Annotated in this window: 18 protein-coding genes; 7 read left to right on the top strand and 11 right to left on the bottom strand. The window is 74.9% G+C overall.

The features are described from left to right. The first annotated feature begins 143 nt into the window (after positions 1–143). Positions 144–1,271 (top strand): DUF3103 family protein, encoded by a 1,128-nt coding sequence (locus CLT72_RS14255; protein WP_486484262.1) that lies wholly within the window; start codon positions 144–146, stop codon positions 1,269–1,271. Between the two features lie 79 nt (positions 1,272–1,350). Here CLT72_RS14255 and CLT72_RS14250 read toward each other — a convergent pair whose 3' ends face one another. The 3 genes from CLT72_RS14250 to CLT72_RS14240 all read right to left on the bottom strand — a co-directional run bounded on the left by CLT72_RS14250 (position 1,351) and on the right by CLT72_RS14240 (position 4,699). Beyond that, positions 1,351–2,100 carry a hypothetical protein gene (locus tag CLT72_RS14250; protein WP_144082252.1) on the bottom strand — a complete coding sequence of 250 codons (750 nt, stop codon included), beginning with the start codon at positions 2,098–2,100 and terminating at the stop codon, positions 1,351–1,353. A gap of 154 nt (positions 2,101–2,254) precedes the next feature. Further along, on the bottom strand, positions 2,255–3,166 hold the full coding sequence (locus CLT72_RS14245; protein ID WP_358167776.1) for a L,D-transpeptidase: 912 nt from the start codon (positions 3,164–3,166) through the stop codon (positions 2,255–2,257). Positions 3,167–3,250: 84 nt separating this feature from the next. Next, the gene (locus CLT72_RS14240; protein WP_101412273.1) at positions 3,251–4,699 is read right to left on the bottom strand and encodes an alpha-amylase; all 1,449 of its coding nucleotides are present in this window, start codon (positions 4,697–4,699) and stop codon (positions 3,251–3,253) included. Positions 4,700–4,937: 238 nt separating this feature from the next. Here CLT72_RS14240 and CLT72_RS14235 point away from each other — a divergent pair, with 238 nt between their 5' ends. From CLT72_RS14235 to CLT72_RS14220, 4 genes are all read left to right on the top strand, one after another. After that, the gene (locus tag CLT72_RS14235; RefSeq protein WP_144082251.1) at positions 4,938–5,426 is read left to right on the top strand and encodes a hypothetical protein; all 489 of its coding nucleotides are present in this window, start codon (positions 4,938–4,940) and stop codon (positions 5,424–5,426) included. A gap of 108 nt (positions 5,427–5,534) precedes the next feature. Further along, on the top strand, positions 5,535–6,209 hold the full coding sequence (locus tag CLT72_RS14230; RefSeq protein ID WP_101412269.1) for a cytidylate kinase family protein: 675 nt from the start codon (positions 5,535–5,537) through the stop codon (positions 6,207–6,209). A gap of 260 nt (positions 6,210–6,469) precedes the next feature. Next, the gene (locus CLT72_RS14225; RefSeq protein ID WP_486484261.1) at positions 6,470–8,059 is read left to right on the top strand and encodes a ferric reductase-like transmembrane domain-containing protein; all 1,590 of its coding nucleotides are present in this window, start codon (positions 6,470–6,472) and stop codon (positions 8,057–8,059) included. Then, positions 8,056–9,522 (top strand): NADH-ubiquinone oxidoreductase-F iron-sulfur binding region domain-containing protein, encoded by a 1,467-nt coding sequence (locus tag CLT72_RS14220; RefSeq protein ID WP_101412267.1) that lies wholly within the window; start codon positions 8,056–8,058, stop codon positions 9,520–9,522. Before CLT72_RS14225 ends, CLT72_RS14220 begins: the two co-directional genes overlap by 4 nt. A 26-nt stretch (positions 9,523–9,548) precedes the next feature. On the opposite strand, the gene serS is transcribed toward CLT72_RS14220, so the two are convergent. From serS to CLT72_RS14195, 5 genes are all read right to left on the bottom strand, one after another. Then, positions 9,549–10,832, bottom strand: coding sequence for a serine--tRNA ligase (gene serS, locus CLT72_RS14215; RefSeq protein ID WP_101412265.1), 1,284 nt, complete (start codon positions 10,830–10,832; stop codon positions 9,549–9,551). A 139-nt stretch (positions 10,833–10,971) separates the two neighbouring features. Next, positions 10,972–12,051 (bottom strand): DNA polymerase III subunit beta family protein, encoded by a 1,080-nt coding sequence (locus CLT72_RS14210; protein ID WP_101415156.1) that lies wholly within the window; start codon positions 12,049–12,051, stop codon positions 10,972–10,974. Between the two features lie 69 nt (positions 12,052–12,120). Beyond that, on the bottom strand, positions 12,121–13,302 hold the full coding sequence (locus CLT72_RS14205; RefSeq protein ID WP_101412263.1) for a saccharopine dehydrogenase NADP-binding domain-containing protein: 1,182 nt from the start codon (positions 13,300–13,302) through the stop codon (positions 12,121–12,123). Between the two features lie 43 nt (positions 13,303–13,345). After that, positions 13,346–14,524: an alcohol dehydrogenase catalytic domain-containing protein gene (locus CLT72_RS14200; RefSeq protein WP_101412261.1), complete on the bottom strand. Its 1,179-nt coding sequence runs from the start codon at positions 14,522–14,524 to the stop codon at positions 13,346–13,348. Then, entirely contained in the window at positions 14,521–14,958 is a 438-nt protein-coding gene (locus CLT72_RS14195) for a hypothetical protein (protein WP_284040249.1), read from the bottom strand. The genes CLT72_RS14200 and CLT72_RS14195 overlap by 4 nt, the downstream gene beginning before the upstream one ends. Before the next feature lie 209 nt (positions 14,959–15,167). Between CLT72_RS14195 and CLT72_RS14190 the strand changes: the two genes are divergently transcribed. Continuing rightward, positions 15,168–18,155, top strand: coding sequence for a winged helix-turn-helix domain-containing protein (locus CLT72_RS14190; RefSeq protein ID WP_101412259.1), 2,988 nt, complete (start codon positions 15,168–15,170; stop codon positions 18,153–18,155). A 278-nt stretch (positions 18,156–18,433) separates the two neighbouring features. Here the strand turns inward: CLT72_RS14190 and CLT72_RS14180 are convergent, their stop codons facing one another. The 3 genes from CLT72_RS14180 to CLT72_RS14175 form a co-directional block, all read right to left on the bottom strand. Continuing rightward, the gene (locus tag CLT72_RS14180; RefSeq protein ID WP_101412255.1) at positions 18,434–18,979 is read right to left on the bottom strand and encodes a DsbA family protein; all 546 of its coding nucleotides are present in this window, start codon (positions 18,977–18,979) and stop codon (positions 18,434–18,436) included. Further along, entirely contained in the window at positions 18,976–19,098 is a 123-nt protein-coding gene (locus CLT72_RS32800) for a hypothetical protein (RefSeq protein ID WP_486484260.1), read from the bottom strand. Before CLT72_RS32800 ends, CLT72_RS14180 begins: the two co-directional genes overlap by 4 nt. 82 nt (positions 19,099–19,180) lie before the next feature. Next, the gene (locus tag CLT72_RS14175) at positions 19,181–19,867 is read right to left on the bottom strand and encodes a BON domain-containing protein (protein WP_101412253.1); all 687 of its coding nucleotides are present in this window, start codon (positions 19,865–19,867) and stop codon (positions 19,181–19,183) included. A gap of 280 nt (positions 19,868–20,147) precedes the next feature. On the opposite strand from CLT72_RS14175, the gene CLT72_RS14170 reads away from it, so the two are divergent. Further along, complete coding sequence (locus CLT72_RS14170; RefSeq protein ID WP_101412251.1) at positions 20,148–22,907, top strand: cellulose binding domain-containing protein; 2,760 nt, start codon at positions 20,148–20,150, stop codon at positions 22,905–22,907. The last annotated feature ends 63 nt before the right edge of the window (positions 22,908–22,970 follow it).

The raw sequence follows: 22,970 nt of genomic DNA, 5'->3' as shown, positions 1-22,970 counted from the left end.
GTGGCTGTCTGAGCTGCGGTACGTAGTCAACTGTTCACGGCGACGTTGACGGCTCCCCGATGGACGTATATCTATGTGGTTGTCGTCGTCAATCTCTTGGTCACCGCCACGAGCCGATGGCCGGGAGACGCAGAGGAGTCCATGTGAACCGACGTACCTTCCGCCACGCCGTCCTGTCCCTCGGCATCGCGACCAGCACCCTGGTCGCGGCGGTCGCCGCCCCGGCATACGCCCGGCCCGACCACCCCGCACCTGCACCGGCGGTCGCCAGCCCCGTGTTCGCCATCACCGACGGCGTGGCCCGCCAGGTGGCGGTCACCGATCGGGCGGAGCTGACCCGGTTGGGCGTCGCTGCGGCGAGTGGCCCGGTCGACCTGCTCGCCGCCGGCGTCGACGCCCGGCTCGCCGGCGACCTGCGCGTCGCCAACCAGCGGCTGCTGGTCGCCAAGGGCCTGCCGGGCGGCACGGGTTCGTTGTTGCGGTTGCGGCTGGCCCACCCGGACATGCGCGCGGCGCTGGCCCGAGGCGAGGCGCCGCTGGTGGCCGCCGTCCCGACCGACGACTCGGCGCCGAGTGTGCGGGCGTACGACCGCTCCGGTGCCACGGTGGTGCTGGACGCCGCACGGGTGCCGCAGCGGCCGGTGCTCGTGGTCGACGTGGACACCGAGCGGGCGCTCACGGCGGGACTGGCGCTGATGCGCCAGGAGTTGGGCGCGCGGGGCATCGACCGGGCGGCTCCGGCGCGACCCGCAACCCGCACCTCCGGGGTGGGCGCCTCGGCCGGCTACTGGGCCACCAAGGTCAACGCCGTCCGGCTGAGCGACGACGAGGAGCCCTGGATCAAGGGGGACGCCGAGATCTACAACCTGGTGGCCGGGTTCGGGCTGGACGGCAAGGTCAAGGTCGACCTCGTGCAGATGCCGTACCTGGACCACGACGGCACCACCTACTACCCGAACCAGTTGCTGGTGCACTTCTCGTCGTACAAGTACAACCTGGCCGACGTGGTCATGATGGAGGACGACGGGGACACCAACTACTCGTCCCTGGTCAAGGCGATCGCGGGCGCCCTGCTGGTGATCGTGGACGGTGGCGCGTACACCCCGCTGGTCAACGCGATCCTGGACGCCATCCCCACCTCCTGGTACACCGACGACCCGGACTTCGTGGACGCCTGGTACACCCTGAGCACCGCCAGCAGCGGCCGGAAGCACGGCGCGGGCGCCAACGGCTGGATGGACGTCAGCCCGTACTGGGTCGAGCAGTTCTGACCGGACCCGTCCGTGACGGGCAGCGGAAGCCCTGTGCGGGTGCGCCGATCGGAACACCCGCACAGGGGCCGCCGGCCGGTCAGACGCCCGGGGGCGTGGGGCCGGGGAAGTTGCGCTGCGGGCAGGTGTAGGGGCGGGCGGGGTCGTACCGGTGCAGGGCGACCGCCGTTCCGCCCGGCGGGGTGGTGGCCACCGGCGCGGCGTCCGCGACCATCAGCAGGCCGTGGACGCCGCTGTGGTTCGCACGGTAGAGCGTGCAGCCCTGGGCGGTACGCACCACGCCGGCCGTGGCGTGCTGATGCCGGTTGCGCAGCCGGGTCGCGCTGTCGTAGGGGTTGCTCTCCAGCAGGAAGAACAGCGTGTCGGGGGCGGTGTCGACCCAGAACGCGTCGCCGGCCTTGAGGTGGATGTCCGAGATGCTGACCACCTGGGTGCTGCCCAGCGCGGCGAAGGCCAGATCCGGATCGGACGGGCCGGTCACCCCGTCGTTGGCCGGGTACGGCAGCGTCGTCGTGGTGTGGGACTGCCGCCACTGCGTGTGGGCGACGGCGGGTCCGTAGCTCGTGCTGGTGCGGGCCTCGTACGACGCCAGGGGCGACAGGTGCGAGTTGACGGCGACGAATTCCGACCGGTTGAAGCCGTAGCCGTAACTGGAGGTGAGCCATCCACCCCACTGGTCGAAGAGGCTGATGTTGTAGTTCGAGCTCGAGTGGACGGCCGCTGCCGCCCAGGCGGGCCGGTCGGCGGTGACGAGATGGTCGGCGCCGGTGGTGGACTGGAGCACGACGCCGTCGTCGAGGACGACCGCGGCGACGGCCGCCTGTGGCATGAGCGTGATCATGGCCGTGACGGCGGCTGCGGTCACGCCGAGGTGTCGGAGAAAGCGGGACGGGTGACGCACGGTGCCTCCTGGGTGACGGTGCGCCCCAGTCTGGCCCGTCGGCGCAAGGCCGGCCCGTGTCCGTCCTCGGGATCGCGGTCGGTCAGGCCGTCGGGGGCGGGGCGGGCAGCTCGTCGACCACGACCACCTCGGTGCCGGGGCGTACCTCAGCCAGCAACTCCCGCTGCCCGCTCTTCGTGAGCCGGATGCAGCCGTTGGTGGTCTTCTTCCCCAGCTCGCCGTCGTGGTACCAGCTGTGGATGCCGATGTGCGCCCCGCGCAGGCCCGCCGGCACCGAGTCCGGGTCGTCGGGCACAGAGCCGAGGGCGAAGATGTCGACGCCCCCGTACACGCTCTGCGGCGGTGGCGTGCGGCCCAGGATGAAGGTCCGGCCCAGCGGCGTCTCCTGGCCGCGCTGGCCGAGGCTGACCTCCCAGCTGCGCACGGCCCGACCGGCGCGGTGCCAGGTGAGGCGGTGCGCCTTGCGTTCGATCACGATCTGGTCGCGCAGCGCCACGGTGGTGTGGCCGCCGGGCGGCAGCCAGGCGAGTGTGCGGTTGGCCGAGGGGAGCAGCACCGCCACCCAGCCGGTGCGCCGCTGGGCGATCGGCATGGTCAGCTCGACGCCGCTGATGGTGGGGTCGAGGAAGGCCAGCGGCCGGCCACCGGGTGCGGTGTAGGCCGCGATGCGGCGGGTCGGGTGCAGGCCCTCGGTCAGGGGCGTGGTGTCCAGGGTGTCCGGGTCGGCCGGGAAGCCGGTGGGCGCGGGGCCGTAGTCGACCACCGGCAGGTCGTCCGGCGCGGGCGCGGCGACGGGCACCCGCTCGGGCGTCGGCGCCGCGCTGGTCGGGGCCGCACGGGTTGGGGACGCGGGTGGCCCGGCCACCGGCGGCGCGGTGGGCGTGGCCCCGGGGGTCAGCGCCCAGCCCGTCGCCCCGGCCGCCAGCAGGAGCAGGGGTACGCCGACGGCGGCCAGCGCCCGGACGTGCCGCCGGTTCATTCGGTCAAAACGCACAAACTAACTGTAACGGGTGTGGAACGGCGAAACCCCGTCCCGGCCGGAATGTCGGCCGGGACGGGGTCGTGACGTGCGGGACGCTCAGCTCAGCCGGGCGCCCACGTGGATGGCGATCGCGTCGTGGGCCGGCACGTTCGCGGCGAACCAGCCGCTGCCGTCCACGGTGATCACCGGTCCGCTGCACGTGCCGTTGCTGAAGGTGCCGTGGATGACGTCGCAGTAGCGGCCGGCTGGCAGCCCGCTCTGGTACGACCGACCGTTGACCGCGTAGTCCTCGTCGTTGATCGTGACGAAGCCCTTGCCGGCCCGGCCGAAGGCGATGTGGTTGTTGCCGTTGTCGTACCAGTTGACGACGCCGGCGCCCTCGGTGGCGTTGCGGAAGCCGACCATGTTGGCGATGACCGGCCAGCGGTGCTCGCACTCCCAGCCGGAGTAGCAGGTGGCGTTGAGGGTCCGCCCGGAGCTGTCCGAGGGCGGGCCCTGGTCGCGCTGGCTGTAGGTGTAGCTCGACATCACCGTCGGGGAGCCGTACGGCCAGGCGAGCATGAACGCGTTGGCCAGCGCGTAGATGCCCCGGTCGCGGTAGGTCAGCACCCCGCCGACGTCGCGCTGGGTGTCGTGGTTGTCCACGAAGACGGCCGCCGAGGCGCTGGGCAGGTGCCCCCAGCCCTCGCCGAAGTTGCGCAGGTAGGCCAGCTTCTCGGAGCGGAAGACCCGGGCCAGGTCCTTGCCGTAGCGGAACTCGTGCACGTCGCCGTTGCCGGTGTACTCGCCCGGCTGGATCGGCTCACCAGCGCCGTGGATCACCTCCTGCACCATGTACGCCGAGCGCGACAGCTTGCCCTTGATGGCGGCGATGTCGGCGGCCGGCATGTGCTTGCTGGCGTCCATCCGGAAGCCGTCGACGCCGAGCGAGAGCAGGTCGTTGAGGTAGCCGGCGATCTTCGTACGGACGTAGTCGGACTCGGTCTTCAGGTCGGCGAGGTTGACCAGCTCGCAGTTCTGCACCTCCCATCGGTCGTTGTAGTTGGCGATGTCGTCGCCGCCGTTGCGACCGCAGTGGTGGAAGTCCTGCGTCTGGTAGATCCCGGGGTAGTTGTAGTGCCCGTACGACGAGCCGGCCCAGCCGGTGCCGCCGTTGTCCTGCCCCGACATGTGGTTGACGACCGCGTCGACGACCACCTTCACGCCGGCCGAGTGGCACGTGTCGACCATGGACTTGAACTGGGCGCGGGTGCCCTTGCGGGACTCGATGCGGTAGCTGACGGGCTGGTAGGCCAGCCACCACTGCGAGCCCCGGACGTGCTCCTGGGGCGGTGAGACCTGCACCCACCCGTAGCCCTTCGGGCCGAGGGTGGTGCGGCACTCGTTCGCCACCGAGGGCCAGTTCCACTCGAACAGGTTGGCGATGACCTTCTTGCCGCCTGCCGGGGCCGCGGCGGCCGGGGGTGCCGTAGCGGCGGTGGGGACGACCAGGCCGGCGATCACGCCGAGGGCGACGATCGCCGACAACCGTCGACGTCTCTGCATGGGAGGACTCCTTGACCGGGGTGTGGGGGACGGGGCGGTGGCGACGCCGGGGGAGGGCCCGGCGGTGCCGGGATCTTGCAGGACGGATTGAAAATTTCCGAAAGGTTACAAGCGCGTTGCAAGCGCTGTCAATGCATGGGCATGTGTGGATGCCTGATCCGGCTCGCTGTGCCCGGCGGTGACGACGTCGTAACCTGTCCGAGGGCCGGGGGGGGGTCGGGTGCCGGCCGCTCGGCGGGTGGCCGGCTCCGGTTCCGGTTCCGGCGGCCGTCGCGACGGCGACCGCCACCGATCCGCTTCGGAACAGGGGACGGAAACGTTGCAGGGAGAATTCAAGGTCCGAAACGTCACGGTCGTGGCGTTGGGGTTCGAGGGCAGGGAGGGTCATGTCTTCGTGCTGGTCGACCCCACTAAGCGGCCGCGAGGTCCCGTCATCGACAGCTACTACCCCTGGCCTGACTTCGGCTACATCTGGATCCGGGAGGAAGGGGGGATGTGGGTCGCCTCCGGCAGCGTCAGCGTCCTGCTCGTCGGCGATCGCGGTAGCGACGTCGATCGCATAGTTGACTTCATCGCCGATGAACTACTGGCACTGCACGAGCAACTGGCAATCCGCATCGAAGTCGTGGACGCGCAATTCACCCAGGTCCTCAACGGCGAAGAAGGGTATCTCACCATCCAGGGAGCGCGGGGCAGTTCCTCGGGCGGGCCCGTGCCCGCATCCTGATCCCGCAGACCTTTCCATTCGCGTGCCGATCGGCCGTGCCCGCGCCCGCGTCGCCATGGGCCCGGGGTCTGCGGTGGTCGCTGACTACAGACTGGGAGGGGGCAGGAGATGGACCAAGGCAACCGCGACGAGTTGCTCGGACGCCTGGCTGAGGCAGTCGGTGCCGTCACCGTCGCACACCCGACGCGGGTTGCCGTCGACGGACCGCCCGCGACAGGTAAGACCACGCTCGCCGACGAGCTGGCCGTCGTCCTGCGCGCCCAGGGCCGCGACGTCATCCGCGCCACGATCGACGATTTCCTCTTCCCCCGGGCACAGCGCTATCCGCGCGGCGAGTACTCGGCCGAAGGCTGCTACTTCGACACCCACGACTACGACGCGCTGAGCCGGGTCCTGCTGGATCCGCTCGGCCCGGGCGGAGATCGACGCTTCCAGTACGCGGTCTACGACCGCACAGCGGACACCGTGCTGTCCCCGCCGGTCACGACTGCTTCCGCCGACGCCGTGCTGCTCTTCGACGGCGTCTTCCTCATGCGCCCGGAACTGATTGATCGGTGGGATCTGCGCATCTTCGTGTCGACCGCGCTCGAGAAGACCGTTGATCGTGCTGTGATCCGAGAACGCCGGGTGTCGTCACGGGCCGAAGTCGAACGGCGCTGGCGCGAGCGTTACATCCCCTCCCAGCAGCTCTACTTCGCTACCGTCCGCCCGACCGATCACGTCGACATCATCGTGCACAACGACGAGCCCCAGCATCCGGTCTGGCAGACCCGGACACACTGACCGCAACTCCATGCGCCCGGCGAGGATGTCCATCGTCACCATCGCTGTCAGGGAGCACGACTCGGCATTGCGGCCCACCGGTCGCCCCGGTGCCGATCCCGGCCATCCGACGGTGCGCCGGTTGCCGACCGAGCATCAGTGCCACAGCCCTCTGGAGGTCGACGCGGGCCTGCCGCTTCCACGCCGGTGCGAGGAATTTCCGCGCGGCGGTGATCCGCCCGCCGCGCCGATCCGTACTCGATGGCGAACAGGGCCGGCCGGTGGTGCGCCGCCGCGAGACGATCGAGGAGCAGATGGCCCGGGCACAACGGAACCAGAAGCCGCCCACCGTCCGGATCAGCAGCACCAGCCGGGGGGCCCGCACCCCGTCCCGGTCCGCGGTGGTCCTGCTGTCCGCGTCCGCGCTCGCCGCGCTGTGGGCCGCCGCCATGCTGACCGGCGTCGGCTCGACGGCGTACGCGTACGGCTTCTTCTTCACGGAGTTCTTCGCGGGCGTCGTCGCCCTGGTGGCGCTGAGCCTCACCGTGATGATGGGGCTGCTCGCGACCGACCGGCTGGTGCTGCTGATCCGCCACCGGGTGCTGCTCCAGTCCGCGCACCGGGCCACCGGCATCCTCGGCGTCGCCGGGCTGGTCCTCCACGTGCTCACGAAGATCGCCACCGGCCGTGCGGCGGGCACCGACGCGGTGGTCCCCTTCGTCGGCGGGCGGGGCCTCTACGTCGGCCTCGGCACGGTGGCCGCGCTGCTGATGGTGAGCGTGCTCTGGACCGGGATCGTCCGGGCCCGCTTCGCCGGGGTCGGTCCGAAGTGGCTCTGGCGCACGCTGCACTCCGCCGCGTACCTCTCCTGGCCGTTCGCCATCGTGCACGGCCTCAACGCCGGGCGGCCCGCGAAGCCCTGGGTGGTGCTGAGCTACCTCGCCTGCGTGCTGCTGGTCGTGCTGGCGCTGCTGGTGCGCCTCTCCGTCAGCCTCGGCCGGCGCCGCCGCGAGCAGCACCAGGCCGCCGCGATGAACCGGGCCCTGGCCGGCCGACCGGCGGAGGACGCCCCGGGCCGGTCGCTGGTGCGGGGCCTGACCCGACGCGCCGACCGGGCGGCGAAGCCGGACGGGCGCGCGGGCACCTGGGCCGGCGCCACGGTGGCCGGCTCCTGGCCCGCCCCCGTCGCGCGGCGCCGCGACCCCGACCGGTTCACCGTGCCGGTCGTGCCCGAGCCCGGCACGCTCCGCGACCCGGCCCGCCCCCGCCGTCGCGAGGCCCCCGTCCCGGCCGGACGGCGCCGGGAGGAGACCGCCCCGGCCGCCCGGCGCCGGGAGGAGGCCCCCGCTCCGGCCGGTCGCCGGTACGCCGAGGAACCCGCGCCCACCGGACGCCGCCGACGCGGGGAGGACGGCCCGGCCGGCCGCCGGTACGCCGAGGAGTCCGCCCGCCGCGACCGGGCCGAGCGGGACGCGGAGCGGCCCCACCCCGCGCCGCCCCGCCGCCGGGAGGAGCCCGAGGAGCCCTGGGACAGCCCCCGGCGCTGGCAGTCCGGCGACCCGGTCTCGGCGGAGCCGGTCTCGGCCGGGCCGGTCTCCTCCGCCTCGGTCTCGGCGGCGCCGCGCAGCGGCGGCGGGCGGCATAGCGCCGAGGACGACCTGGACCTCGAACCGGACTACTGGCGGCCCCCGGTCCGGTACGTCCCCGAGGAGGTCCCGCTGCCGGCCGACGACACCCCCACCCTGGTCGACCTCGCCTCCCGGCGGGCGCGCCGGGCAGCCGGCGAGAGCCGGTCGGCGCGCCGCCGCCGGGTCAACGCCGACGCGGTCGACGGGGCGTACTGGGCGGGGCTGCGGGGCGAGGCGAAGTGATCCGGACGACCGTGCCCCCGGTGGCGTGCGTCGGCGAGCCCCGGCTCACCGCCGGCTTCGCCGAGTACGGCCGGCTCGACCTGCCCGCCCACGAGGAGGTGCACGGGCCGGTCGGGCCGATGGAACCGGCCACCCTGCTCCGGCTCGCCGAGGGCGTCCAGCTCAAGGGCAAGGGGGGCGCGGGCTTTCCGTTCGCGCGCAAGCTCCGCGCGGTGCTGGAGTCCTGCGAACGGCGGGACCTCCCGGCGGTGGTGGTGGTCAACGCCACCGAGGGCGAGCCGGCGAGCTGGAAGGACAAGGTGCTGCTCACCCGGGCCCCGCACCTGATCCTCGACGGCGCCGCGCTGGCCGCGTACGCGCTGGCCGCCGACGAGATCGTCGTGGGGGTGGCCGACGACGGGGTGGGCCGCGCCTCCCTGACCGAGGCGCTGGAGGAACGCCGGATGCCGGTGCCCACCAGCATCGTCACGGTGCCGCACCGGTTCATCTCCGGCGAGGGCGGCGCCCTGGTCAACGGCATCAACGGCCTGCCGCACATTCCGCCGGGCACCAAGCGGCGCTCCAGCGACTCCGGCGTCGGCGCCCTGCCCACCCTGCTCTCCAACGCTGAGACGTACGCCCAGCTCGCGGTCGCCGCCCGCCTCGGCCCGTACGAGTACGCGGCGCTCGGCACCGACGACGAGCCCGGCACCGTGCTGCTCACCGTCACCGGCGCGGCGGGCCGACCGGCGGTGGTGGAGTGCGCGGCCGGCACCGCGCTGCGGGAGATCCTCGACCTGTGCGAGGTGCCCGACGGCCCGGGCGTCCTGACGGGCGGCTACCACGGCAGGTGGATCACCCGGGAGGCCGCCGACCGGGCGGAGATCTCCCGCAAGGGGCTGGCCGCCGTGGGCGGCACCCTCGGCGCCGGCATCGTCGTCCCGCTCGGCGCGGACACCTGCCCGCTCGGCGAGGCCGCCCAGGTGGTGCGCTACCTGGCCGGCGAGTCCGCGGGGCAGTGCGGACCGTGCCGGATGGGCCTGCCCGACCTGGCCCGCGCCGTCGACCTGGCGGTCGCCGGCAGCGCCCCGGTGGAGGTGGTCCGCGCCGCCGCCGGCGACGTGAAGGGTCGCGGGGCGTGCAGCCACCCCGACGGTACGGCCCGCTTCGCGCTCTCCGCGATGGAGGTGTTCGCCGAGGACCTGCGGCTGCACACCACCGGCGAGGGCTGCGGCCGGCGGGTCAGGGCGGTGATGGGGCTGCCCGGCGCGCCCGACGCGGACCCGCAGCGGCTCACCCTCGACTGGTCCCGCTGCGACGGGCACGGGCTGTGCGCGCACGTCGTGCCGGACTTCATCCGGCTCGACGGCAACGGCTACCCCGCCTTCCCGCCCACTCCCGTGCCGACGTGGCTGCGCGACGGCGCCCGCAAGGCGGTCAAGGTCTGCCCCGAACTCGCGCTGCGCCTCACCCCCGCCCCCTGAGCGGGGGCGGGGGTGAGGCCGGCGGGTCAGCGGGGGGTCAGGCGGTCGGTGCCCAGGCGGGCCTGGAGGACCTCGGGCACCAGCACCGAGCCGTCGGGCTGCTGGAACTGCTCCAGGATGGCGGGGAAGAGGCGGCTGGTGGCCAGCGCCGACCCGTTGAGGGTGTGCACGAACCGGGTCTGCTTGCCGCCCGGCTCGCGGTAGCGGATGGCCGCCCGGCGCGCCTGGTAGTCGCCGGCCCAGGAGACCGACGACACCTCCTTGTACTTGCCGGTGCTCGGCATCCACACCTCGATGTCGAGGGTCTTCTTCATCGAGGCGCTGGCGTCGCCGGCCGACAGCAGGGTGCGCTGGTAGTGCAGGCCCAGCTTCTCGACCAGGCTCTCCGCGTGCAGGAGCATCTTCTCCAGCGCGGTGTCGGCCTGCTCCGGCAGGCAGAACTGGAAGATCTCCACCTTGTTGAACTGGTGGCCCCGGACGGTGCCCCGCTCGTCGGAGTGCGAGCCGGCAGCCTCGCGCCGGTAGCACGGGGTGTACGCGAACGCCTTCAGCGGCAGCTTCGCCGTCTCCAGGATCTCGTCCTGGTAGGCCCCGAGGATCGCCGTCTCCGAGGTGGGCAGCAGGAACTGCCCGCGCGGGGCGGACTCCCGGTCCAGGTGGTAGACGTCGTCGTAGAACTTGGGGAACTGCCCGGCGGCGAACCCGGCGGTGTCCAGCAGCAGGTGCGGCGGGAGCAGGAACTCGTAGCCGGCCCGGATGTGCTCGTCGACGAAGAAGTTCAGCAGCGCCCACTCCAGCCGGGCGCCCATGCCGGTGTACATCCAGAAGCCGGAGCCGCCGAGCTTGACCCCGCGCTCGTGGTCGACCAGGCCCAGCATCCGGCTCAGCTCGACGTGGTCGCGGATCTTCTCGATCGCCGGCGGCTCGCCGAAGGTCCGGACGACCCGGTTGGCCTCCTTGCCGCCCGGCACCACGTCGTCGGCCGGCAGGTTGGGCAGCTCGCTCATCACGGTGCGCAGCCGCGCCTGCACCTCGTCCAGCTCGGACTCCAGCTCGGCGAGCTGCTTGCGGCCCGCCTCCGGCGCGGAGACCTCCGGCTCGGTGCCGGCGCGCTTCGCCGCCGCGTAGGCGCGCGCCTCGGCCTTGCGGCGCTGCCGCTCGCCGTCGATGCCACTGATCAGGGCGCGGCGTTCCTGGTCGAGCCGCTGGATCTCGTCCAGGGCGCGGTTGACCTCGGCGGGATCCAGTCGCTTCGCCAGCGCGGTCGCCACCGCCTCGCGATCCTTCCGGATCAACTCCATGTCGAGCATGCTGCTCCGTACGCTCCGTCCGGACGTCGGGTGGACCCACCGATGCTACCGTCGCGGCCCGGCCGCGCCCCGGCCCGGTCTCCACGACCCGCGCCGGACGGCGGGCACGTGGAGACCGGGCTCCCGCCGGACGCGGCGGTCAGAGCCGGATGGGCATCAGGACGGAGAACGCGTCGACGTCGTCCGGCCGGCGTACGGCCAGCGGGGCGATCGGGCCGTCCAGTTCCAGCAGCAGCTGGCCCCGGCCGGCCGCGTCGAGCGCCTGGAGCAGGTAGCCGCCGTTGACCCCGACCCGCAACGCGTCCCCGGTCAGCTCGTCCGCCCCGAGCAGCCGTACGCCGCCCCGGCCGTCCGGGCCGAGCACGGTCACCGCGAGCGGGACGCCGTCGTGCCGGCGGGTGACGACGGGGGCGTCGGCGCTGGTCAGGGCCGCCCGCAGGGCGTCGGCGTCGATCGTCAGCCGGTGCGTCGGCCCGTCGTCGGCCGCCGAGCGGAGCAGGCGGCGGTGGTCGGGGAAGTCGTACGGCAGGGCGGCGGCGTCCACGGCGCGGCCGGCGACGGTGACCGAGATCGTGCCGTCGGCCACCGTCAGCACCGCCTCGGCGGCGGGGTCTTTGACGGCGGCGGCGGTGTCCAGCAGGGCCCGCGCCTCGTCGACGAGGGCGACCGGGGCGAGCACCCGCACCGCCGGCCCGTCGACCCGGGCGCGCGCCCGCGCCACCGCCAGCCGGTGCCGGTCGGTCGTCACCAGCCGTACGCCGTCGGCGTCGGATTCGATCAGCACGCCGCCGAGCACCGGCAGCTCGGGGTCGGTGCCGACGGCGAAGCGGACCGCGTCCACGGCGGCGGCCAGGTCGAGGGGGGACAGCAGGAGTCGGGTGGTCATCGGGATCTCCTCGGGATCGATCAGCGTACGGATCCGGGAGAGCTCACGGCGGGCGTCGGCGAGGCCGTCCTCCAGCCGGCGCAGGTGCGCGTCGAGCAGGCGGTGCACCTGTGCCGGCTCGGCGCGCACCGCGACGGCGATCTCGGCGACCGGCATGCCGATCCGGCGCAGCCCGGCCACCAGGCGGGCCGGCGCCACCTGGTCGCCCGTGTACCAGCGGTAGCCGGTCACCGGGTCGACCAGGGCCGGGGCCAGCACCCCAGCCGAGTCGTAGAACCGCAGGGCGCTCACGGTCAGCCCGCTGGCGCGGGCCAGCTCGCCGATGCTGCGCAGGTCGCTCTCCACGACGGTGATCCTGTCGTCTCCACCTGGTCGAGGGTCAACCGCCGACGCGGGCCCCGTTCAGGCCGGAGTGTCCAACACCCGGAAGGTCAGGCCCGCGTGGACCAGCCGGTCCAGCAGCGCGTCGCCCATCGCCGTCACCGGGGTGACCTGGCCCGCCGTGGCGGGCAGGTCGTCGCCGGCCAGGCAGAGCGCCGACTCGGCGAGCATCTTCGCCGTCTCGTCGTAGCCCGGGTCGCCGCCGGCCACCTCGGTCAGCACCCGCCGCCCGCCGCCGGTGCCGACGAACCGGACCCGGAACCAGGACTTCGCCCGCTGCTGCGGCGTCGGCCCCTGCCCGGAGGCGAGCCGGCCGAGCAGCCAGCGCCGGGTCGGCGGCAGCTTCACCAGGGCCACCAGCCCGCCCAGCCCGACCCCGCCGGCCAGCACCGTGGGCAGCCGCTTGACGGCCGCGAAGTGCCGGTAGCGGAAGTCGGGCCCGTACTCCGGGCGGGCGGCGGCGGAGCGGCGGACCACCTGCGGGTCGATGGTCGGCAGCGGCACCGTCCACATGCCCAGCTCCTTCGAGCGGGCGAGGCGGCCGGGCACCGCGCGTACCCGCCGCCCGGTCGGCCGCGGCTCGACCTGCCGCCGCTCGCGGGCCGCCCGGGACGCCTCGGCGGTACGGGAGAAGGCGGTGAGCGCCGAGTGGTACGTGCCGGCGGAGAACCGCCCGCCCGCCCGGACGAAGCCGTCGACGGTGATCGGCACGTCGTCCGGCAGGTGCTTGAGCGTGAACCAGACGCCCAGGTCGTGCGGGATCGAGTCGAACCCGCAGGCGTGCACCAGGCGCGCCCCGGTGCGCTCGGCCTCGGCGTGGTGGCGCACGTACATCAGGTCGACGAACTCGGGCTCGCCGGTGATGTCGAGGTAGTCGGTGCCGGCGCGGGCGCAGGCGGCGACCAGCGGCTCCCCGTGGTGCACGTACGGGCCGACGGTGGTGGCCACCACCCGGGCGCTCTCGGCCACCGCCCGCAGCGACTCCGCGTCGGTGACGTCGGCGGTGAGCAGGGGCAACCCGGCCAGCTCCGGGTCGATCGCGACCAGCCGGTCCCGTACGGCGGCCAGCCTGTCCGGGTTGCGCCCGGCGAGCGCCCAGCGCAGCCCCGGCGGGGCGTTGCGGGCCAGGTACTCGGCGGTCAACCCGCCGGTGAAGCCGGTCGCCCCGAACAGGACGACGTCGTACGTCCGCTGCTCACCCATCCGCCGAGTCTGCCACCCGGCACGGCCGGTCGCAGCGGTCCGCTCAGCCGGCCGACGGCGGGAGGTCGGGGTCGAACACGGCGCGGACGCAGCCGTCGGCCCGGTCCCGGAACAGCGCGTACCCCTGCGCGCCCCGCTCCAGGGGCAGCCGGTGGGTGGCCAGGTGCTCGGTCCGCAGCTCGTCGCGGGCCATGCGCTCCAGCAGCATCGGGATGTAGCGCTGCCCGTGCTGCCGCGCGCCCCGCACCGTCAGCCCCTTGCTCGTCACCGCCCCGAGCGGAAAGGCGTCGACGAAGCCGGTGAACTCGCCCAGCAGGAAGACCGAGCCGCCCTTGCGGCAGGCGTGCACCGCCTCGCGGACCGCGGCCGGTCGCTCGGCGCCGCCGGTGAACCGGTCGGCCAGCGACCGGAGGCCGTGCCCGTTCCACGCCGCCCCGACCGCCTCGACGCACACGTCCGGGCCCCGTCCGCCGGTGCGCTCGCGCAGCTCGGCGGTGACGTCGGCGTGACTGGGGTCGATCGTCTCCGCGTCCGCGTGCCGCTCGGCCATACGCAGCCGCCCCTCCTCGGGGTCGACGACGACGACCCGTTCCGCGCCGAGCAGCCGCGCGGCCCGCGCCGCGAGCTGCCCGACGGCGCCCGCCCCCCAGACCGCCACCACGTCGCCGGGGCGTACCTGGCCCAGCTCCGCGCCCATCCAGCCGGCCGGCGCGGCGTCGGAGGCGAACAGGGCGCGGTCGTCGCCGACCGTCTCCGGCACGGTGAACGCGCCGACGTCCGCGTACGGCACCCGGACGTACTCGGCGTGGCTGCCGGCGAAGCCGCCCATCGCCCGGGGCTGACCGAACGCGCCCCCGGTGGGGTGACCCCAGGCCGCCTCGGCGACGGCCGGGTCGGCGCTGGCGTTGTCGCAGCAGGACGGCAGGTCGCGCCGGCAGTACCAGCAGCCGCCGCAGGCCACCGACGAGCAGACCACCACCCGGTCGCCGACCCGGTGCCGGCGCACCTGCGGCCCGACCTCGACCACCTCGCCGAGGAACTCGTGCCCGAGCACGTCCCCGACGGCGAGGAAGGGCACCCGCCCGGCCAGCAGCGGCAGGTCCCCGCCGCAGGTGGCGCTCTGGCGTACCCGCACGATGACGTCGTGGCCGTTGCGCAGCTCCGGGTCGGGCACCTGCCGTACCGCCAGCTCGCCCGCGCCCACCCAGCACAGCGCCCTCATCGCGGCGGCCCCGCCGGACGGTCGACCGGCCGACGGTCCGCGCGCAGCACCTCGCCGGTCTCGGCGAGCTGCTTGGCCTCCCACAACGCCCGGCGCACCAGCAGGCCGGGGTCGTCGCCGACCAGGTGGGCGGCGAGGCCGGCGGGGGCCGCGCCCGGCACCGGCCGGGCGGCCAGCTCCGTGCCCCGGCAGCCGGGGGCCGGCCGCAGCTCGACCTGCACCGCGGCGCCGAGCCGGCGCAGCGGCTCCGGCCAGCGGCCACCTGGCAGCACGTCGCCGGGCGCGCGGTCGACCGTCACCACCTGCCAGCGCCCGGGCCGCGGATCGGCGCCGGCCGCGCGGGGCCACGCCGACCCCCGCCGTCGTACGGCCAGCGCCCGGCCCGCCGCCGCGAGGGCGAGCGCCGCCCCGACCCCTCCCGCGAGGCGTCCCATCCGTCCCCGCCCGTCCACCCGTGCCCGCCTCCCCGTCGCTCCCCGCGCCGGACGCGCACCGGCGCGCGCGGCCGGTCGCCCGCGTACGCCCAGGGTCGTCCGGGGCGGGGTGAAGCCGGGTCCCCCCGAAGGGGTGAACGGGCCCGCGCCGGGTAACCGCCGCCCGCGGGACCTGGGGGAGTCGGACGCGTCGGTGGAGGGCGGGCCGGATGCCGGAGCACGTACGGGACACAGGGGTCGTCGCGGTCGCGGACGGGTCGGCCGGCGCGCCGCTGCTGGCGTCGCGGCTGTGCCCCGCCCCGCCGCCGGAGCCGCTGGTGCTGCGGCCACGGCTGCTGCGGGCGCTGGACGAGGGGACCGCCGGGCCGGTCACCCTGGTCCGCGCCCCGGCGGGGTGGGGCAAGACGACGCTGCTCGCCTCCTGGTTCCGGGCGGCCGGCGAGGCCGGCGCGCACCGGGGCCGGGTGGGGGAGGGGCCGGTGACGGCCGCCGCCGAGGGGGCCCGGGACGACGGGCCGGCCGGCGCCGCGCCCGGCGACTTCGGGGCGGCGGCGGGCGCACCGGCGCGACCCGGCCGGCCCCGGGCGGCCTGGGTCTCCGTGGAGGCCGGCGACGACGGGAACCGGCTCTGGGCCTACCTCGCGGCGGCACTGCGCGCGGCCACCGCGCCCGCCGACGACGCGCCGTACCCGCCCGTGCCCGACCGGCCGCCCCGCCCCGACCAGCTGGAGGTGCTGGCCGCAGCCCTCGCCGCCCGGGAACGGCCGGTGCTGCTGGTCCTGGACGACCTGCACCGGATCACCGACCCGGCGGCGCTGACGGGCCTGGAGTTCCTGCTCCGCCACGCCGAGCAGCGGCTGCGGCTGGTGGTCGGCGCCCGCGCCGGGATGCCCCTGGCCGTGCACCGGCTGCGGCTGGCCGGGGAGCTGACCGAGATCGGCCCCGACGAGCTGGCCTTCACCGGCGACGAGGTCGCCGACCTGCTGACCGCGCACGCCGTGGCGCTGCCGGCGGCCGGGGTGCGCCGGCTGCGGGAGCGCACCGGCGGCTGGCCGGCGGCGCTCCGCTTCGCCGCGCTGGCGTTGCGCGACCAGCCGGACCCGGCCCGCTGGGCCGAGCAGTTCGGCGGCGACCAGCCGGACGTGGCCGGCTACCTGCGCGAGGAGGTGCTCGCCGGGCTCGACCCGGACGCGCGGGACGTGCTGCGCCGCTCCGCCGTCGCCGACGCCGTCTGCGCCGGCCTGGCCGACGCGCTGACCGGCCGTACCGACGCCGGGCAGACGCTGGCCGGCCTGGCCGGCGACGGCGGGCTGCTGCGCCGCGACGACAGCCGCCCACCCTGGTACCGCTGCCCGGAGCTCCTGACCGACCTGCTGCACGCCGAGCTGGGCCGGCTGCCCGCCGACGAGCTGCGCGACCTGCACCTGCGCGCCGCCGACTGGTACGCCGACAACGGGCGGCCCGCCGACGGGCTGCGCCACGCGCTCGCCGGCGGCGACCACGGGCGGGCCGCCGCGCTCTTCGTGTCCCGCTGGCCGGAGCTGATCCCGTACGACCGGGAGACGCCCGCCGACCGCCCGCCCGCGCCCCCGCCACCGGAGGCCGTGCGCCGCGATCCGGAGCTCGGGCTGGCCTGCGCCGCCGAGCGGGCCCGGGCCGGCGACGCCACCGCCGCCGCCGGGCACCTGCGCGACGCCGTCGAGGCCGCCCGGACGCTGCCGGCGCCGCGCCGGGACCGGTTCCGGCGGCTGGCCACCGCGCTGGAACTCACCCTGGCCCGGCTGTCCGGCGACCCCGGAGCGGTACGCGCCGCCGCCGCCCGGCTGCTCGCCACCCGTCCCGCCCCGTCGCCCTCCCCGGGCGCCCCGGGCGAGCCGCGCGGAGCCGCCGCCGAGGACGCCGACGTGCGGGCGGTGGCCGGCACCGCGCTGGGCCTCACCGACCTCGCGGACGGGGACCTGCCCGGGGCCGCCCTCGCCTTCACCCGGGCGCTGTCGGCGGCCCGGGAGGCCGGACGGCCGCGTACGGAGCTGGTCTGCGCCAGCCGGGCGGCCGTGCTGCACGCCGTCCGGGGCGAACTGCGGGCCGCCGAGACCCTCGCCCGGGACGCCCTCGCCATGCCGCCCTGCCACGGCTGGTCCTGCCGGGAGGACTGCGCCCACGCGTACCTGGCCCTGGCCCTGGTCGCGCTGCACCGGGACCAGCCCGAGGAGGCGGAGGCGAACCTGGCGCTGGCCGGGCCGGCGACCGGCGAGCCCGTGGTGGGGGCGGTGGCTGCGCTGTGCCGGGCGTACCTGCTGCGCGACGCCGGTGACCTGCCCGAGGGGCACCGGGTGCTGGCCGAGGCGCGGGAGCGGCTGACCGACCGGCCCCGGGCCGGCGAGCTGGCGCACTGGCTGCTGGCCGTGGAGGCGGACCTGCGCGCGGCACGGGGCGACCTGACCGCCGCCCGCGACCTGCTCGCCGACCCGGTACGCGACACCGCCACCCCACCGCCGCCGGCTGCCGCCCTGTCGTCGGCTGCCGCCCTGTCGTCGGCTGCCGCCCTGTCGTCGGCTGCCGCTCCGTCGTCGGCTGCCGCTCCGCCGTCGGCTGCCGTCCCGCCGTCGGCTGCCACCCCGCCGCTGGCCGTCGCGCTCGCCCGGGTGGAGTTGCGTGCCGGCGACCCGCGCGCCGCCGGGTACGCGCTGCCCGACTGGGAGTCGCCGGAGGCGGCCGGCTGGCCGCTGCCCGTACGCCTGGACGCCGCCGTGCTGGACGCGGTGCTGGCCCGGCGCGCGGGCGACGACCGGCGGGCCGGCCGGCTGCTGGAGCGCGCCCTCGACCTGGCCGGGCCGGAGGGCTTCCGGCGGCCGTTCACCCGCGCCGAGCCCGGAGTCCGTGACCTGCTCGCCGCGCACCTGGACGCCGGTACGGCGCACTGGCCGACCGTCAGCGACCTAATCCGGGGTGCCGACGCGCCGCCCGAGCGGGCCCCGGCGGAACGGGGCGCGGCGGCGCTCGACGAGCCGCTGACCGAGCGGGAGTTGACCATCCTGCGCTACCTGCAGAGCATCCTGTCGAACGTGGAGATCGCGGCCGAGCTGTCCCTGTCGGTCAACACGGTCAAGACCCACGTGCGCAACATCTACCGCAAGCTGGACGCCACCCGCCGCCGCGAAGCCGTCCGCCGAGCCCGAGACCTCCACCTGATCTGACTGCCCACCCCACCCACCCCACCCCACCCCACCCCGCCCACCCCGCCCCGCCTCGCCCCGCCCCGCACTCCGCGGTGATCATGAGGTTTGCGTCCCGGGGAAACGCTTTCCGGTACGCAAACCTCATGATCACCGGTCCGGAGGCGGTCCGGAGGCGGCCCCGCACCGGCCCGGTGGCGGCCCGGTGGCGATTCAGAGGTGGCCCGGTGGTGGTCCGGTGGTGGTCCGGTGGCCGGCCTCCGGAGGTGGTCGGGTGGGCCGGAGTGGTCGGGTGGGTGTCAGGGGGTGGCGGCGTCGACCGCCGCCAGAAGGTCCGCGACGTCGTAGTCCCCGTCGTGGCGGGTGCCGTTGACGAACAGCGTCGGGGTGGCGTGGACGCCGCTGCGGATGCCGCCCACGAAGTCGCGCCGCACCCGGTCGCCGTGCGCCTGCCGCTCCACTTCCGCGGCGACCTCGTCGGCGGGCAGGCCGAGCTGCTCCATGCCGAGCGACAGGTGTACGGGGTCGAGCTGGTCCTGGTGCTCGTAGAGCCAGTCGTGCATCGCCCAGAACTGCCCGCGCCGGCCGGCCGCCTCGGTCGCCTCGGCGGCCTGCTCGGCGTACGGGTGCATGTTGGTGATCGGGAAGTGCCGGTACACCAGCCGCACCGTGTCGGCCCGCTGCCGCAGCAGCTCCCGCAGGTTCGCGTACGCGGCCCCGCAGAACCGGCACTGGAAGTCGGCGTACTCGACGATCGTCACCGGCGCGTCGACCGGCCCGCGCACGTGGTCGTGGTCGGTCACCGGGGTCCGTAGGCGCGCGGTGACCTGGAGCGGGGTGCTCATCGGGTGCCCACCGCCGATCCGGCGTCCAGGCGCTGCGGCGCGGCCCCGGGCAGGGCGGCCGGCAGACAGGACCGGGCCGTGGCGGGCCCGGTTCGGGTCGACCCCTTCGGAACAGTCATGCCTCCCACCCTTCCCGCCACGGGGTGAGGGCGGCTCACCCCGCCCGGGTGGTTACCCCGGTCCGCCGATGGGCGCGCCCGTTCAGCCCAGCACCGGGGCGACCGCAATGTGGTTCTGCACCTCGCGGATGCCCGGCGCACACCAGACGGTCCGCTCCACCTCGGCCCGCTCGGGCATCGAGTGGACCAGGCCGCCGAGCACCACCGTGTCGCCGTGCACCCGGACGGTGATCCGCTCCGCCGGGGTGGCCCGGTTGCGCGCCAGCGCGTCGACGATCCGGATCGCCAGGGCGTGCCCGTCCGGCCGGGTGTCGGGGCGGACGGTGACGCCGTTGCTGACCCCGCGTACGCCCGTCAGCCGGGCCACGGTGCGTTCGGCGGCGCGGCGCTGGTACTCCCACTCCACCTCGCCGTGCAGCGTGACCCAGCCCTGCGAGACGGTCACGTCGAGCTGCTCCAGGGGAACGAACGCGTCCCACTCCAGCGCGTGCCCGGCAGCGGCGGCGATGTCCGGGTCGGCGCGTTCCGCGCCGGTGCCGAGGCGTACGGCCAGGTCGTTGGCGACCGCCCGGACGCGAGCCACCCGGTGCGCCGCCCGCTCGGCGGCCCACTTCTTGGCGTAGCTGTCCACCCGGCCGGTCAGCGTGACCACGCCCTCGGCGACCGTCACGCCGATCTCGTGCGGCCGTACCCGGGGTTCCCAGGTCAGCTCGTCGAGGACGGCCGACTGGATGTCCTGGTCGCTGCGGCTGATCGTCTCGATGGCCATCTGTCACTCCTCACGGGTAGCTGCCCGATGCGCATGCTTCCGCCGGGACCGATCCTGACGCGGGGGCGGGTGAGGCTTCCTCACCCGACCCGGGCGACTGCTGGGAGCGCTTCCATATGGCCTGTGGAGTCGGTTAGGGTGAGCGCGTTCCTCGGGTGCGGGAGCCGTCGCGCCGATGACCGGAGCCAGGGCAGCTCCGGCGCGATTCCGCACGTCCCCGTCGCCGGGCGTGGCCGTCACCACGTCGCCCCCGGCTTTCCGTACCCGGAAGGAACCGCAGATGCGGAGAAGTTACGTCGGCGCGGTCGTGTCCGCGCTGGTCGTCGCCGCGGCCGTCGTGGCGACACCGTTCACCGCGGCCGGCGCGCCCACCGCCACCGCGGCCGCCGCCGAGGCGTACGCCTGGAAGAACGTCCGGATCGACGGTGGCGGCTTCGTCCCCGGCATCGTCTTCAACCCCACCGAGAAGAACCTGATCTACGCCCGCACCGACATCGGCGGCATGTACCGGTGGGAGCAGGGCAGCCAGTCCTGGACACCGCTGCTGGACTGGGTCGGCGCCGACAAGTGGGGCTGGAACGGCGTGGTCAGCGTCGCCACGGACCCGGTGCAGACCAACCGCGTCTACGCGGCCGTCGGCATGTACACCAACGACTGGGACCCGAACAACGGCGCCATCCTGCGCTCAGCCGACAAGGGCGCCACCTGGCAGGTCACCGAGCTGCCGTTCAAGAACGGCGGCAACATGCCCGGCCGGGGCATGGGCGAGCGGCTCGCCGTCGACCCCAACAAGAACAGCGTCCTGTACTACGGCGCCGAGGGCGGCAACGGCCTGTGGCGCAGCACCGACTTCGGGGCGACCTGGGCCAAGGTGGCCAACTTCCCCAACGTCGGCAACTACCGGGCCGACCCGAGCGACCCGAACGGCTACAACGGCCAGAACCAGGGCCTGACCTGGGTCAGCTTCGACAAGAGCACGGGTGCGGCCGGCGCCGCCACGCAGACGATCTACGTCGGCGTGGCCGACAAGGAGAATCCCGTCTACCGCAGCACGAACGGCGGCGCCACCTGGGAGCGGATCGCCGGGCAGCCGACCGGCTACCTCGCGCACAAGGGCGTCGTGGACCCGGTGGGCGGCTTCCTCTACATCGCCACCAGCGACACCGGCGGCCCGTACGACGGCGGCAAGGGCGACGTGTGGAAGTTCAGCCGTGCCACCGGCGCGTGGACGCGGATCAGCCCGATCCCGTCCACCAGCACCGACGCCTACTTCGGCTACAGCGGCCTCACCATCGACCGGCAGCAGCCGAACACCCTCATGGTCGCCACACAGGTCTCCTGGTGGCCGGATGCGATCTTCTGGCGCAGCACCGACGGCGGCGCCACCTGGACCCGGATCTGGGAGTTCACCAGCTACCCGAACCGGTCCAAGCGCTACACCATGGACGTCAGCTCCGTGCCGTGGCTGACCTTCGGCAGCAACCCGGCGCCGCCGGAGGAGACTCCGAAGCTCGGCTGGATGAACGAGTCGGTGGAGATCGACCCGCACGACAGCAACCGCTTCCTGTACGGCACCGGCGCGACCATCTACGGCAGCACCGACCTCACGAAGTGGGACACCGGCGGGCAGTTCACCATCAGGCCCATGGTCGAGGGCCTGGAGGAGACCGCCGTGCTGGACCTGGTCAGCCCACCCTCGGGGGCGCCGCTGGTCAGCGCGCTCGGCGACATCGGAGGCTTCCGGCACACCGACCTGGACGCCGTGCCGCCGATGATGTTCACCCAGCCGAACTTCACCAGCACCACCAGCCTCGACTACGCCGAGACGAAGCCGGCCGTGATGGTGCGGGCCGGCAACTTCGCCGACGCGGACCGGCCGGGCGACAGCCACGTCGCCTTCTCCACCGACGGCGGGGCCAACTGGTTCCAGGGCACCGAACCGTCCGGCGTCGACAGCGGCGGCACGGTCGCCGCCTCGGCCGACGGCAGCCGGTTCGTCTGGGCCCCGGGCGACGCGGGCCAGCAGGTGGTGCACTCGGTCGGCTTCGGCACCTCCTGGGCCGCGTCGACGGGCGTCCCGGCGAACGCGACGATCGAGTCCGACCGGGTGAACCCGAACAAGTTCTACGGCTTCGCGGGCGGCAGGTTCTACGTCAGCACCAACGGCGGGGCCAGCTTCACCGCTTCGGCCGCCGCCGGCCTCCCCGCCACCGGCACCGTCAGGTTCAAGGCGCTGCCCGGCAGGGAGGGCGAGCTGTGGCTGGCCGGCGAGGGCGGGCTGTGGCGTTCGACCGACTCCGGGGCCACCTTCACCAAGCTGGCGGGGGTGAGCACCGCCGGCAACGTCGGCTTCGGCAAGGCCGCGCCCGGCCGGACGTACCCGGCGCTGTACCTCTTCGGCACCGTCGACGGCCGACCCGGCGTACACCGCTCGGACGACACCGGCGCGAGCTGGGTCCGGATCAACGACGACCGGCACCAGTACGGCAACGCGGGCGACGCCCTGACCGGCGACCCGCGGGTCTACGGCCGGGTCTACCTCGGCACCAACGGCCGGGGCATCCTCGTGGCGGACCGGCTCGGCGGCACGCCCGACCCGTCGCCGACCACCTCCACGCCGCCGCCCACCACCCCGCCGCCCACCACCCCGCCGCCCACCACCCCGCCACCCACGACCCCGCCGCCCACGACGCCGCCACCGACCACGCCGCCGCCCACCACCCCGCCGCCGACCAGCGGCTGCACCGCGACCTACCGGGTGACCGGCTCCTGGCAGGGCGGCTTCCAGGGCGAGCTGGTGGTCCGCAACGCCGGCAGCGCGGCGATCGCGGGCTGGACGGTGGGCTGGACCTTCCCTGACGGCCAGAAGATCACGCAGCTCTGGGGCGGCACCCACACCCAGACCGGGGCGACCGTCTCCGTCCGCGACGCCGGCTGGAACGGCGCACTCGGCGCGGGCGCGACCGCCACCGCCGGCTTCCTGGCCAGTACGACCGGGGCGAACACCGCGCCGAGCACCGTCACCTGCACCGCCCGCTGACCGCCCCAACGGCCGCGTACCCCGGAGCCCCGTCCACGGGACTCCGGCGTACGCCGTTCAGGC

This window comes from Micromonospora sp. CNZ309 (assembly GCF_002846525.1).
The sequence above is the reverse complement of the archived record's forward strand: the minus strand, read 5'-3'. Positions and strand labels throughout refer to the sequence as shown.